The sequence below is a fragment of the Azospirillum sp. B506 genome (assembly GCF_000333595.1).
In the GTDB taxonomy this organism is placed as follows: Bacteria; Pseudomonadota; Alphaproteobacteria; order Azospirillales; family Azospirillaceae; genus Azospirillum.
In genome coordinates, this window is record NZ_BADK01000728.1 from 1 (window position 1) to 12,769 (window position 12,769).

A 12,769-nucleotide genomic window follows, 5' to 3' on the forward strand; every position below is an offset into this window, starting at 1 on the left:
CGGATTTGCCCGCGACATGCCCGCCGCCAGCCACCCCCCAGTCTGGAAGTCACGCGCGAAGACGCGTTGGCCGGTGCCGTATTCGTCGCGACGCCGGTGCTGACACCGGTGATCCGCACGCGCTACCTGCTGATCGCGGGTCTGCTGGCGACCGGTTTCATCGCCGGGGCCGGGCTGGCGCCGGACGAGTTGGCCAGCATGCTGCAATGGCTGGCCGTCTTCTGTGCGGCGCCGGTGCTGCTGTTGTGGGTGGTGATGCTGTCGGAGACGGTCCAGCGCCGCGCCGTGCGTCTTGGCGTGACGGAGCGTGGACTGACCGTGGATGGCGCCCGCATCCATCCGCACGAGACGATCCGGGATCTCGCCCTCTATCCGATGGTGGGCGGGAAACCGCTGTTCGTCGCCTGGATCGACCCGGCGCACGATTACGGTCACAAGGCGGAGATGACGCTCGTCGCCGGCAATGTCGCGCCGAACGAGGCGGTCAAGGCGGAGCTCAGGGCTGCCGGCAGCCGCAACGTGCGGCTGGTCATGCACCGCCGCGGCGGACACAAGGCGATCGTCCTGGTCCGTGGGCTGACCCTGTCGGGCGGACAGACGCTGCTGGCCGCCCTGGCGGCGGAGCTTCGCGCCCGCAGCCGCTAGGGCACCCCAGTCTATATCCGGAACTCAGCGACGCGGAATGGCCGGCGGTTCCGGCAGATCCTCTTCGAGGATGACGACGTTCAGCGCGTAGGAGATCTCGCCCTCGTCATCGTCACGGTTCAGCGTGCCGAAAAACTCGCCATCCACCGTCACTTCGGCCGACTGGCCGGCCTTGGCCGGCGGCTCGATCACGATCTTGGGATTGCCGAGCGTCTTGCGCAGATACATCTGCACACGGGCGATTTCGGTGTCGGACATCCGGACGGCGGACGGCTTGGCGGGCGGCATGGCGAACCTCGTTGTCTGCGAAGGAGCGTGATATAGGCGGCTTCGCGGCGAAGGGAAAGCGATACATCACCGCATCGGCGCCCTGTGACCCTGCCGTGCGCGGCGGGCCGAAAGCCGGCACATCGTCCGCGTGGGGTAACGCCCCCTCGGCCGCCGCTCCGAATGAGCGGGGTTCCGGCAAGACGGAAAAGGCTATGCTCCCGGCGGCGGTACGCTTCCCGGTGCCGGGCGGTGCACAGGCTCGTGCCCGTGACCGTTCCCATGCCGGGGGCTGCCGCGAAGACGAAGGATGGAAGGCCGTGACGAAGACCGCACCCCCGCCCGCGAATCCCGCAGCGTCCCGCGCCACCCGACGGTGGAGGCGGCGCCTTGGGGCGTCCGCCCTGACGGCGGCGCTGCTGGCCGCCCTGCCCTTCGGCGGGATGCAGAGGGGCAGCGCGCTGGCGGACAGCGGAAAGCGCGTCGCACTGGTCATCGACAACGGGCGCTATTCCGCACTCGACAGCCGGTCGGACCAGCCCGCCGCCAACGCGTCGGCTATGGCGGCGGCATTGCGCAGCGCCGGCTTTTCCGTGACGCGCGCCGACAATGTCGGACGGGTCGCCATGGACTCGGCACTGGAACGGTTCCGCGAGGCGCTGGGTGGCGCCGACCTCGGCTTCGTCTATTACACCGGCCTCGCCGTCGGGGTGGGGGAGCGGGAATTCCTGCTGCCCGCCGACGCCGACCCCAGCGGGGCTGACGATCTGCCGCGCGCCGCGCTCGATCTCGACGGCTTGTTGAGCGACCTGCGCGACAGCGGTCGCAGGACGGTGGTGGTGATCGATCCCGGCGTTGCCGAGGCGCTGGCCCGGAAGGTCGGCGGCGGAGCGCTGGGCACGCCGATGGAGGCAGACGGGCTGTTCGTCGTCTATGCCCACCGTCCGGGCGTGGCGCCGGTGCCGCCGAAGTCCGGCAAGGGCCCCGATCCCTTCACCGCCGCGCTGGCGCGCGAAATGGTCAAGCCCGGCGTCACCTTCCGCGATTCGCTGGCCGAGGTGGCGCGCGCCGTTGCCGAGCGCAGCGAAGGCCGGCAACTGCCCTGGCTGCAGGACCGTCTGGGCAGCACCCTGGTGATGGTCCCGGCCGTCGCCGCGGCCCCCGCAAAACCACCGGCCACCCCGCCGAACGTTCCTCCTGCGGCCACCGCTCCGGCCAGGGAGGCGCCGCCGGTGACGACCCCCAGCCTTCCTCCCGGCGAGTACGAGATGGCGAAGCCGGGCGTCCTGTTCGACCGTCCGGCCGTCGGCGCCCGCGGCGTCGCCCAGCTGGCGACCGGCAGCGTGGTGACCGTGCTGGAATCCGTGCCGGAAGGAAGCTGGCTGCGCGTGCGCGATCCCTCCGGGCGCACCGGCTACCTCACCGCGGGCGCGCTGGCCGCCCGTTGGGTCGACCCGTCGCCGCTCGCCGCCCGTGGCCGCGGTCCGGTGGAGGCCGGCCCCTCCTTCGGCGATCCCGGCCAGAGCCAGGGGATCGATCCGCCCGCCGCCGGCACCTCCGACCCGATCCAGACGGAGCAGCCGCGCAGCTTCCCCGCCACGCCGCCCGGCACTGGCTTTTCAACGCCGGACGGCCCGGCCGTGGAGGCGGAACAGCAGGCGATGCGCGCGCTCGGCGATGCCCGCAGCGCCGCGGAACGGGCGCGCAGCCATCCCGACAGCCGCTACTGGAGCTATGGCTTTTCCGGCGGCGACCGTTATGAGGGAAGTTGGGCGCAGTCCAGCTCCGGGACCAATGCGGCACTCGGCCGGCCGGTCCGCCAGGGCACTGGCGTCTACCGCTTCGTCAACGGCCAGACCTATGAAGGGGAATGGTCGGGCGACCTGATGTCCGGGTTCGGCGTGATGACCTTCACCGACGGCAGCCGCTTCGCCGGCCGCTTCCGCAACGGCCAGCCGGATGGCCCCGGCATCTTCCACTATGCCAATGGCGGACAGAGCGCGGGCCAGTGGCGCGGCTCCGTCCGCCTCGACGAGTAAGGCTTGAGCGGTCAGCGCGGCTTGAGCGCCTCCACCACCTGCACATGCCCCTGCAGCGCGCCCAGCGTCAGGGCGGAGTTGCCGTTGGCATCCATGCGGTACGGGTTGGCGCCGCTGTCGAGCAGCAGCTTCGCCACCGCCTCGTGCCCGTTGTTGGCGGCATACATCAGCGCCGACCAGCCATAGGCGGTGGTGCGGTCGACCATCACGCCGCGCTGGACCAGCGTGCGCGCCACATCCTGATGACCGCGGGCGGCGGCGGCCATCAGCGCGGTCTTGCCGTCGCTGTTGGTGGTGTCGAGGTCGGCGCCGCCGTCGGCCAGCGCCCGAACCACCGCATCATGGCCTCCCCAGGCGGCATACATCACCGCCGTGGCGCCGTCGGAGGTGCGCAGGTCGGTGCGGGCATGGCGGTCCAGCAGCACGCGCACCGCATCGGCCAGCCCCTGCTCGGCGGCGATCATCAGCAGGGTCTTGCCATTCTCCAGCCGCGTGTCGGCGCTGGCGCCCGCCTGCAGCGTGCGCGACAGCTCCGCCGGGTTGCGTAGCAGGGCAAGGACCGATTCGCGGTCGCCCAGCCCCGGCACAGCCTTCACCGGCGCAACGGAGCTTCCGGCGCCGGCTCCCGACGCGGTTCCGGTGGACGGACCGGTGTAGGTCCGCTGCTCGCTCGCCGCACGGATGCGCTCGGCCAGATCGGGGCTGTCGGGCGTGATCATCTGCGCCCGCTCGTAGAAGCGCTTCGTCTCCGACCAGTCGCCGTCGCGCTCGGCCAGCAGCGCCCAGCGGCGATAGGTGTCGGCACCGTTGGGGCCGATGACGGTGACGATCTGACCCTCGCCCACCCGCAGACTGGCGTTGCTCAGCGCCTCGATCTTGCCGTAGGAGACGCAGAGGTCGGAGACCTCCAGCAGCGGCGCGCTCATTCGATCCCTCCCAGATAGGCTTCGAGAACGGCCGGGTTGGTCTGGATCGTCTCGGGCGGCCCCTCGGCGATGCGCTCGCCGAACTCCATGACATAGACGCGGTCGACCAGTCCCATCACGAAGTCCATGTCATGCTCGACCAGCAGGATCGCCATCCCCTCCGAGCGCAGCTTGCCCAGCAGTTCGGCCAGCGCCTGCTTCTCCAGGAAACGCAGACCGGCGGCCGGCTCGTCGAGCAGCAGCAGGCAGGGGTCGGCGCACAGCGCGCGGGCGATCTCCAGGATGCGCTGCTGGCCGAGCGCCAGGCTGCCCGCCTCGGCATGCAGATGCTGGCCGAGACCGACGCGGACCAGCTGGCGCCGCGCCTCGGCCAGCAGCTGCGCCTCCTCCGCGCGGTCCAACCGCAGGGCCGCGGCGGCAACCCCCTTCGACCCGCGCAGATGGGCGCCGATGGCGACATTCTCCAGCACGGACATGGTGGGCAGCAGCTTGACGTGTTGGAAGCTGCGGCTGAGGCCGGCGCCGGCCATGGCGCGGGCGGTGCGGCCGTCGATGCGCTCGCCACGGAACAGGATCTCGCCGGAGGTCGGGTGGTCGACGCAGGAAAGCTGGTTGAACAGCGTGCTCTTGCCCGCCCCGTTCGGTCCGATCACCGCCAGGATCTCGCCGGCCCGCACGGTGAAGCTGATGTCGCGGTTGGCGACCAGACCACCGAAGCGCCGGGTGACGCCCTTGGCCTCCAGCACCGCCTCGCCCTTTTGCGGCATGGCGCGGCGGGGCAGCGGCGCGGCGTCGGGCAGGTCCGAAGCAGCACTTTCCAGCGCAGCCGGCCGGTGACGGCGACGCTCGGAGGTCTTGGCGATCCAGCCGGCGATGCCGCCGGGAAGGCGCTGCATCAGCAGCACGATCAGCAGGCCGAAGACGATGGCCTCGAAGTTGCCGGTGCGGCCCAGCAGATGCGGCAGCAGGTCCTGCAGCCATTGCTTGGCGAAGGTGACGCCGGCCGCCCCGATCACCGCGCCCCAGACCTGTCCCACCCCGCCGATCAGCGCCATGAACAGGAAGTCGATGCCCGCCTGCAAGCTGAAGGGCGCCGGGCTGACGAAGCGCTGGGTGTAGGCATAGAGCCAACCGGCCAGCCCGGCATAGAGGGCGGCGACCAGGAAGGCGGTCATCTTGGCCCGGAAGCTGTCGACGCCCATCGATTCCGACATGCGCTGTCCACCGCGCAGGGCACGGATGGCACGGCCGACACGGGAGTCCAGCAGGTTCAACGTCGCCACCACCGCCAGCAGCAGCACCGCCCAGATCAGGTAGAACAGGGCCTCCGCCTTGTCGAAGGCGATGCCGAACAGGTTCAGCGCCGGAATGCCCGACAGGCCGGTGTGACCGCCGAGGAACTCCAGATTGCCGAACAGGTAGAACAGCGACAGGCCCCAGGCGATGGTGCCGAGCGGCAGGTAATGGCCCGACAGCCGCAGGGTCACCGCCCCCAGCACCGTCGCGATGACAAGCGTCAGCACAAGGCCGACCGCCAGCCCGGCCAGTGGCGACCCCGCCATCCAGGCGAGCGGCCCCGGCAGGTCGGCGGCGGACACGGTGGCGAGATAGGCGGCGGCATAGGCGCTGACGCCGATGAAGGCAGCCTGTCCGAAGCTGGTCATCCCGGCAACGCCGGTCAGCAGGACGAGGCCCAGCGTCGCCAGCGCGAAGATGCCGATGTTGTTGGCCAGCGTGACCTGATAAGTCGGCAGCAGCAGCGGGGCGACGGCCAGCACCGGCAGCAGGGCCAGCAGGATCCAGCCGGACGGGGACAACCTGGGCATCGACGGGGCGGGCCTCGCAGCGGGAGATTTCGACAGCACGCCGGGCTTCATTCCTCGTCCTCCGCGCCTTGGTGGGAGAGGGAGCGCCAGACCAGAACCGGAAGGATCAGCGTGAAGACGATGACCTCCTTGTAACTGCTGGCCCAGAAGGTGGAGAAGGATTCGGCCTGCCCGATCAGCAGGGCGCCGAGCGCGGCGACCGGATAGCTCGCCAGCCCGCCGATGATGGCGCCGACGAAGCCCTTCAGGCTGATGATGAAGCCGCTGTCGTAGTAGATCGTGGTGATCGGCGCGATCAGGATGCCGGACAGACTGCCGATCAGCGCCGCCAGCGCGAAGCTGGCCTTGCCCGCCAGTTCCGGCGAAATGCCGACCAGCTCGGCTCCCAGCCGGTTGACCGCCGCGGCGCGCAGCGCCTTGCCGTACAGGCTGCGCTCGAAGAACAGATAAAGCCCCAGGATCAGGCCGAGCGACACCGCCACCACCCAGATGGTCTGGCTGTTCAGCATCACCATGCCCAGCCTGAGGCCACCGTCGGAGAAGGGTTCCGTGCGTGCGCCCTCGGGGCCGAACATCAGCAGCCCGACACCGACCAGTACCACATGCACGGCGATCGAGACGATCAGCAGCACCAGCGGGTGCGCCGCGGCGATCGGCTGATAGAAGACGCGGTAGAGTGCCAGACCCAGCGGCACGATCAGCGCCATGGTCACCAGCGCCTGCACCGCGACGCCGGCATCGGCCAGCGGCAGCAGCGTGGTCAGTGCGGTCAGCGCCGCCGCATAGCCGACGCTCAGGACCGACCCGCGCCGCGCCGCAAGGCGGCCGTCACGCCGCCATGCGGCGTGGATGTCCATGACCATCGCGGCGGCGGACAGCGCCAGCAGCAGCCAGCCCAGCCGGACCGGCGTCCCGCCCTGCATCGCCGCCATGGTCAGGGCGGCGAAGGCGACGAATTCACCCTGCGGGATCAGAAGGATGCGGGTCACCGTGAAGACCAGCAGGATCGACAGCGCCAGCAATGCGTAGATGGCGCCGTTGGTGATCCCGTCCTGGCCCAGCAGCATGACGATCTGGAGGTTCATGACCGGTATCCCTTCGCTCCGGCGGTCCCGGGTAAAGTCGGGGCCGCCGCCGGATCGCTTCACGATGTCACTTCACCAGCGTCCACTTGCCGCCGGACACGGTGATCAGCTCGCGGCCGCGCTCATCGAAGCCGCTGTGGTCGGCTGCGGTCAGGTTGTAGACGCCCTGGGTCGCCGGCAGCTCCTTCACCTGTTCCAGTGCATCGCGCAACGCGCTGCGGAAGGCGGCGGAGCCGGGCTCGCCGCCCTTCAGCGCGACCGGAATGGCGCGCTCCAGCAGCAGGCCGGCGTCATAGACGTTGGCGCCGAAGGTGGCGGGCTTGGAGCCGTTCTGCTTTTCGTAGGCGGCGACATAGTCGCTGGCGATCTTCTTCGACGGATGGCTGTCGGGCACCTGATCCAGCACCAGCATCAGGCTGGCGGCCAGGATCGTGCCCTCCACCTTCTTGCCGCCCAGCTTCAGGAAGTCGGGCAGCGCCGCACCGTGCGTCTGATAGATTTTGCCGCGATAGCCCTGGTCGTAGAGCGTCGTCTGCGGCAGCACCGACGAACTGCCGGGAGCGGCGATCAGCACCGCATCGGGCGAAGCCGACAGGATCTTCAGCCCCTGGGCCGTCAGCGAGGTGTCCTGGCGCTGGAAGCGCTCGCTCGCCAGCAGCTTGATCCCGCGCTTGGCGGCCCCCTCGCCGAACACCTTCAGCCAGTTGTCGCCATAGGGATCGGCGGTGCCGATGAAGCCGACCGACTTGATGCCGGTCTTCGCCATATGCGCCAGCAGCGCCTCGGCGATCAGGTCGTCGTTCTGGGTGGTCTTGAACACCCATTTCTTCTGTTCGGTCATCGGCAGCACGACGGCGGCGGTGCCGACCGGGGCCAGCATCGGCACGCCGGCCTCCGCCGCGAACTGGATGACGCCCATGGCGTTGGGCGAGCCGGACGGGCCGATGATCGCGTCGACCTTCTCCTCGGTGATCAGCTTCTTGAAGGCGGCAACGGTCGCCGTCGGGTCGCTGCCGTCGTCGAGCGTGATGTACTGCACCGTCTGGCCACCGACGCTGGCCGGCAGCAGCGGCACGCTGTTCTTCTGGGGAATGCCGACCAGCGCGATGGGGCCGGTCGAGGAGGTCACCACGCCGACCTTCACCTGCGCGTCCGCCGGAGCGGCGGCACCGGCCGCGAGTGCCCCGAACAGCAGCGAGACCGCCAGTTTCTTTGCAAACACCGCACCCTCCGTTCTGTGTTGCCCGTCTGTTGCGGTCCGCATGGACTCGCCATCGGACCCGTCGGGCCGGTCCGGCAGGTGCCCGCCAGGGCCGCTTCCGCCGTCCAACCTCTTGTTATGCTGAAAGAACAAAGCAAAGACCGCGCCAATGAATGCCAAAGCATCCTTGAGTAGACTGTAGAAAATATCGATAATAGAAGGCGCGAACAGTCGATGTCCGGCCAGCCGCCAAAGGTTCGTTGGAATTGCGGGTCGGATCGAAGCTTCCGCACGGTACCGGATCGAACGCCCGGCAACTCTGTCTTTGAAGGTTTCGATTGGAGCCGCCGCCGTGCCTCGCTGCCGAAGACCTGTGGCAGAGACGCCGGATGCAGGCTGCCCTTGCCGTCCATTAAGCCAGAGTTCCGTGAATCCGCAATCGAATTTTCAAGAAAAACTGCCCATTTTTTGGCACTCGATTGCATGTGTTTCAGGCGAATATCCACCAAGCGGGATGATCAGATACTTTGGAATGAGGCCCCGCCCGAAAAGTATGAATTTCTTAAAAACTCCTTGTTTTACAGAAAGATAACTCACATCACATCCCGACTCCGTGCCCACGCACCGCTATTTCGCCGTCCAAAGCATTGCTCGGTTTTTGTGCTTCATCGCCAAAAATTATTTTTCCAAAGTCAATTGACTATTCACGTTTTTCGCCGTTAGGCTTTAGGCATCCCATCCACCCCGAACCGCTCCGATCCCGGCCGCCAGCACAAGCCCGGTATCGTGCGAGCCGCGGGGAATCCGGCAGGACCGGGGAAGGCCATTGCCATGACGATCTTCGTTCAAACGCTCGACATCGCCGGCGACGCCGCGGATCGCGACACCCTCCCGACGGTGGCGATCAAGGACACCATCGATATCGCCGGCACACCGACACGCGCCGGAAGCCGGTCGCTCGACGATGCCCCGCCGGTCCCGGCACATGCCGAAATCGTGCGCAACCTGCTGGCCGCCGGCTGGCGGATCGCCGGCAAGACCACGATGCATGAGCTGGCCTTCGGCACCACCGGCCTCAACCGCTGGGCCGGCACCGCACCGAACCCGAAATTCCCCGATTTCGTGCCCGGCGGCTCGTCCAGCGGATCGGCCGCTGCCGTCGCCGCAGGCATGGTTGATGCTTCGATAGGCACGGATACCGGCGGATCGGTGCGCATCCCGGCCGCCTGCTGCGGCGTCTTCGGGCTGAAACCGACCTTCGGCCGGGTCAGCCGCCAGGGCGTGATGCCGGCCCGCAGCACGCTGGACTGCGTCGGCCCCTTCGCCGCCGACATGGGATCCCTGGTCGCCTGCATGGCCGCCATCGACCCGAGTTTCCTTCCCGGCTCCGGCCCGTTGCCGTCCATCGACGGCGTCGCCATCGGCCTGCTGGAGACGGACGCCGACGCCGGACTCACGGCGGCGGTGCGCGCGGCGGTCGAGACCGCCGGCCTACCGGTCCAGCCGGTGCGGCTGACCGGCATGCGCGCCGCCTTCGAGGCCGGGCTTTCGATCATCAATGTCGAGACCTGGGCCGCCTGCGCCGCCCTGGTGGAGACCGGTCTGGTCGGCGAGGACGTGGCCTTCCGCCTGCGCAACGCCGCCCGCACCACGGTCGAGGAGGTGGCGCGCGCCGAAGAGGTCCGCACCGCCTTCACCGCGGAGGTCGATGCGCTGCTGGACCGCGTCGCGGTCATCGCCCTGCCGACCATGGCCGGCCCGCCGCCGCTGGTCGCCGAGGCCGGCGACACCAGCCGTCTGGTCCGCATGACGACCCTGGTCCGCCCCTTCAACCTGTCCGGCCATCCGGCCATCGCCATCCCGCTCGCCCCCGTCGACGGGGCGCCGGCCAGCCTGCAGCTGGTCGCCGCCAAGGGTGCCGACGAGTTGCTCTGTGCGGTCGCCACCCGCATCGCCGACCGCTTGCCGCCTCCCGGCTGACCCGGCCCGCCTGCGGGTCCCTTCAACTTCCCAATTCCGATGCCCCAATCCCGATGAGGGGAACGGAGCCGCGCTCCGAATGCGGACGTGCGCCCTTCCCCCATCGCCTGCCATGGAGATCCCCCATGTTGGCGACTCTGCCCGTGCAGACACCTGACGGCGGCCGGAGCTTCGACGACGCTCTGCTCGCGGAGCTTCTGACCGAGATCCGCGGCCGGCGCGCCGAGTTCGAACAGCAGCAGTTCGTCTCCCAGGACATCATCGAGCGCTACCGCAGGCTCGGCGTCTACCGTGCCCTGGTCGCCCGGCGCTTCGGCGGTGACGAGCGCTCGCCAGCCGAGTTCTGCCGGCTGGTCGAGCGCATCGCCGAGGCCGACGGGTCGGCCGGCTGGGTCGCCAGCTTCGGCATCGGCGCGGTCTACCTGTCGGCGCTGCCGCTCGACACGCTGCGCAGCCTCTATGCCCGCACGCCCGACCTCGTCTTCGCCGGCGGCATCTTCCCGCCGCAGCCGGCGGTCTTCGTCGACGGCGGTCTGAAGGTGAAGGGCCGGTGGAGCTGGGCCAGCGGCTGCATGGGCGCCGACATCGTCGGCGTCGGCATCGCGCCGAAGAACAGCGACGGCACCGGCGGCCTGCCGCGCATGGCGGTGATGCCGCGCAACGCGGTCACCATCGAGCGCAACTGGGACGTCGTCGGCCTGCTCGGCACCGGCAGCCACGATCTCGTGGTCGATGACGTGGTGGTGCCGGAGGACTGGACCTTCGTGCGCGGCGGCAAGTCGGCGCTCGACGAGCCGCTCTACCGCTACCCGACGCTGGCCTTCGCGGCGCAGGTGCTGTCGGTCGTCTCGCTCGGCATCGCGCGGGCGGCCCTGGACGAACTGCGCTCGATGGGCGCGCGCGCGTCGGTCACCGGCGCACCGAAACTGGGCGAGCGCGTCGCCTCCCAGCTGGAGACCGCGAAGCTGGAGGCCGAGCTGCGCGCCGCCCGGTCCTGGTTCTACGGCGCCATCGACGAGGTGTGGCAGTGCCTGCTGGCCGGCGATGACCCGGCGCCGGATCGGGTCAGCATGCTGCGCCTGTCGGCCACCCACGCCACCCGCACCGCCGCCGACGTGACGCGCCGGGCGCAGATGCTGACCGGCATGGCCGGCGTCTATGAACGTTGCCCGATCGCCCGCCATGTCCGCGACGTCCAGATGATCACCCAGCACGCCTTCCTCGGCGACGTCACCTACCAGAATGCCGGCGCCATGCTGTTCGGCCTGTCCCCCCTGCCCGGCTATCTCTGACCCCAATCCCGGAGACCTACCATGAGCGACAAGAAGCCCCTGCGCGTTCTGTTCTGCATCGGCGTCAACCAGAACTTCTTCGACGCGACGGAGGAGGAGGCCAAGCAGGTCTGGGGCGCCTTCTCCACCATGATGCGCGGCATCGGCGAGCTGCCGGGCGTCAAGGTGCTGGGCAACCTGGACGACGACCAGATCATGGTCGGTCCGTCGACCAACTGGCCCTGGACCACCTATGTGCTGGCCGACGTGCCGGACATCGAGACGGTCACCGCCGCCTGCAACCTGTTCCGCGTCACGCCCGTCGGCGACGGCACCTTCAAGCTGTGGAAATACTGCCGCGTCGAGGCCCGCGTCGGCCGCGAGCTGGTGATCCCGCAATGACCACCGCCCTACCCGCCGAGATCGCGGAGTTGCAGACGCGCCTCGCCCGCTTCGAGGCGGAGGCCGCCGTCCGCGCCTGCATGGTCCGCTACATGGCGCTGTGCGACGCGCTGACCCCGGCGACCCCGCTGGACGAGCTTGCCGCCCTGTTCACGCGCGACGCGGTGTGGGAGGGCATCGGCGAGAAATACGCGAAGACCTTCGGCCGTCTCACCGGCCGTCCCGCTCTGCGGGAGATGTTCGCCAAGTACATGGTCGAACCCTCCCACTTCGCGCTCAACGTCCATTTCCTGACCTCCGAGCTGGTCCGGTCCACCGGGCCGGACAGGGCGGAGGGCAGCTGGATCATGCTGCAGGCCTCGACCTTCGCCGCCGGCGCCTCGCACCTGAATGCCGCCCGGCTGACGGTGGATTTCCGCCTGGAGGAGAGCGCCTGGCGCATGAGCCATTTCCGCACCGAAAATCTGTTCAGCCGCCCGGTCCACGGCTGGAACCGTCCCGACCCGGTTCCGGTCCCGGATTGATCCCCCTGCCTGCCCCCTTCCTGTCCGCCCCCTGACGGAAAGACCATCGCGATGGCTATTGACCTCAAGGCTCCCCCGGCAGCGTCCCGCGACCTCGCCGACCTCGTGCGCGCCGACCGCGCCCACACCTCGCTCTACACCGACCCGGCGATCTTCGAGCAGGAGATGGACCGCATCTTCGCCAACTGCTGGGTCTGGGTCGCCCATGTCAGCGAGGTCCGGGAAGCCGGCGACTACAAGTCCACCTATGTCGGCCGCCAGCCGGTGGTGGTGGTGCGCGACCGCAAGCAGAAGATCCACGTCCTGCTGAACCGCTGCCGCCACCGCGCCGCCACGGTTTGCGAGGAGAAGAAGGGCCGGACCAACAGCTTCGTCTGCCCCTATCACGGCTGGAGCTACGGCCTGGACGGGTCTTTGCGTGGCGTGCCGCATCCGGAAAGCTACGGCCAGTGCCTGGACAGGGGCGAGTATCCGCTGAAGAGCCTGCGGGTCGAGGAATATGCCGGCATGGTCTTCGCCACCTTCCGCGAGGACATCGAGCCTCTGGCCGACTGGCTCGGCCCGGCGAAGAAGTGGATGGACATGTTCATGAAGCAGGGCGGC

At 69.1% G+C, this 12,769-nt stretch carries 12 protein-coding genes; 7 read left to right on the top strand and 5 right to left on the bottom strand.

Annotated features, from left to right (window positions below; translation table 11 throughout):
* Positions 1–645, top strand: a 645-nt coding sequence (locus I71_RS21990) for a hypothetical protein (protein ID WP_307189018.1), incomplete at its 5' end; no start/stop codon positions are given.
* A 24-nt stretch (positions 646–669) separates the two neighbouring features.
* Here I71_RS21990 and I71_RS21995 read toward each other — a convergent pair.
* Positions 670–933, bottom strand: a complete 264-nt coding sequence (locus I71_RS21995) for a DUF3126 family protein (protein WP_083897313.1) — start codon at positions 931–933, stop codon at positions 670–672.
* Positions 934–1,232: 299 nt separating this feature from the next.
* Between I71_RS21995 and I71_RS22000 the strand changes: the two genes are divergently transcribed.
* Positions 1,233–2,951, top strand: a complete 1,719-nt coding sequence (locus I71_RS22000; protein WP_042698254.1) for a caspase family protein — start codon at positions 1,233–1,235, stop codon at positions 2,949–2,951.
* Positions 2,952–2,962: 11 nt separating this feature from the next.
* Here the strand turns inward: I71_RS22000 and I71_RS35125 are convergent, their stop codons facing one another.
* The 4 genes from I71_RS35125 to I71_RS22020 all read right to left on the bottom strand — a co-directional run bounded on the left by I71_RS35125 (position 2,963) and on the right by I71_RS22020 (position 8,010).
* Positions 2,963–3,877: an ankyrin repeat domain-containing protein gene (locus I71_RS35125; protein ID WP_244433981.1), complete on the bottom strand. Its 915-nt coding sequence runs from the start codon at positions 3,875–3,877 to the stop codon at positions 2,963–2,965.
* On the bottom strand, positions 3,874–5,703 hold the full coding sequence (locus I71_RS22010) for an ATP-binding cassette domain-containing protein (protein WP_042698226.1): 1,830 nt from the start codon (positions 5,701–5,703) through the stop codon (positions 3,874–3,876). Before I71_RS22010 ends, I71_RS35125 begins: the two co-directional genes overlap by 4 nt.
* Positions 5,704–5,750: 47 nt before the next feature.
* The gene (locus I71_RS22015) at positions 5,751–6,788 is read right to left on the bottom strand and encodes a branched-chain amino acid ABC transporter permease (RefSeq protein WP_042698229.1); all 1,038 of its coding nucleotides are present in this window, start codon (positions 6,786–6,788) and stop codon (positions 5,751–5,753) included.
* Between the two features lie 67 nt (positions 6,789–6,855).
* The gene (locus I71_RS22020) at positions 6,856–8,010 is read right to left on the bottom strand and encodes an ABC transporter substrate-binding protein (RefSeq protein ID WP_042698232.1); all 1,155 of its coding nucleotides are present in this window, start codon (positions 8,008–8,010) and stop codon (positions 6,856–6,858) included.
* Between the two features lie 810 nt (positions 8,011–8,820).
* Between I71_RS22020 and I71_RS22025 the strand changes: the two genes are divergently transcribed.
* From I71_RS22025 to I71_RS22045, 5 genes are all read left to right on the top strand, one after another.
* On the top strand, positions 8,821–9,969 hold the full coding sequence (locus I71_RS22025; protein ID WP_042698235.1) for an amidase: 1,149 nt from the start codon (positions 8,821–8,823) through the stop codon (positions 9,967–9,969).
* A 125-nt stretch (positions 9,970–10,094) separates the two neighbouring features.
* Entirely contained in the window at positions 10,095–11,261 is a 1,167-nt protein-coding gene (locus tag I71_RS22030) for an acyl-CoA dehydrogenase family protein (protein WP_042698240.1), read from the top strand.
* A gap of 21 nt (positions 11,262–11,282) precedes the next feature.
* Positions 11,283–11,642, top strand: coding sequence for an IacB protein (locus tag I71_RS22035; protein ID WP_042698243.1), 360 nt, complete (start codon positions 11,283–11,285; stop codon positions 11,640–11,642).
* Complete coding sequence (locus I71_RS22040) at positions 11,639–12,166, top strand: nuclear transport factor 2 family protein (RefSeq protein ID WP_042698247.1); 528 nt, start codon at positions 11,639–11,641, stop codon at positions 12,164–12,166. Before I71_RS22035 ends, I71_RS22040 begins: the two co-directional genes overlap by 4 nt.
* 51 nt (positions 12,167–12,217) lie before the next feature.
* The coding region (locus tag I71_RS22045; protein WP_042698250.1) for an aromatic ring-hydroxylating dioxygenase subunit alpha at positions 12,218–12,769 on the top strand (552 nt) is incomplete at its 3' end.

What these genes read in the sequence shown, in the direction of transcription:
- I71_RS21995 (WP_083897313.1), bottom strand. Translation starts at nt 933, where the DNA reads ATGCCGCCCGCCAAGCCGTCCGCCGTCCGGATGTCCGACACCGAAATC.
- I71_RS35125 (WP_244433981.1), bottom strand. Translation starts at nt 3,877, where the DNA reads ATGAGCGCGCCGCTGCTGGAGGTCTCCGACCTCTGCGTCTCCTACGGC.
- I71_RS22010 (WP_042698226.1), bottom strand. Translation starts at nt 5,703, where the DNA reads ATGCCCAGGTTGTCCCCGTCCGGCTGGATCCTGCTGGCCCTGCTGCCG.
- I71_RS22015 (WP_042698229.1), bottom strand. Translation starts at nt 6,788, where the DNA reads ATGAACCTCCAGATCGTCATGCTGCTGGGCCAGGACGGGATCACCAAC.
- I71_RS22025 (WP_042698235.1), top strand. Translation starts at nt 8,821, where the DNA reads ATGACGATCTTCGTTCAAACGCTCGACATCGCCGGCGACGCCGCGGAT.
- I71_RS22030 (WP_042698240.1), top strand. Translation starts at nt 10,095, where the DNA reads ATGTTGGCGACTCTGCCCGTGCAGACACCTGACGGCGGCCGGAGCTTC.
- I71_RS22035 (WP_042698243.1), top strand. Translation starts at nt 11,283, where the DNA reads ATGAGCGACAAGAAGCCCCTGCGCGTTCTGTTCTGCATCGGCGTCAAC.
- I71_RS22040 (WP_042698247.1), top strand. Translation starts at nt 11,639, where the DNA reads ATGACCACCGCCCTACCCGCCGAGATCGCGGAGTTGCAGACGCGCCTC.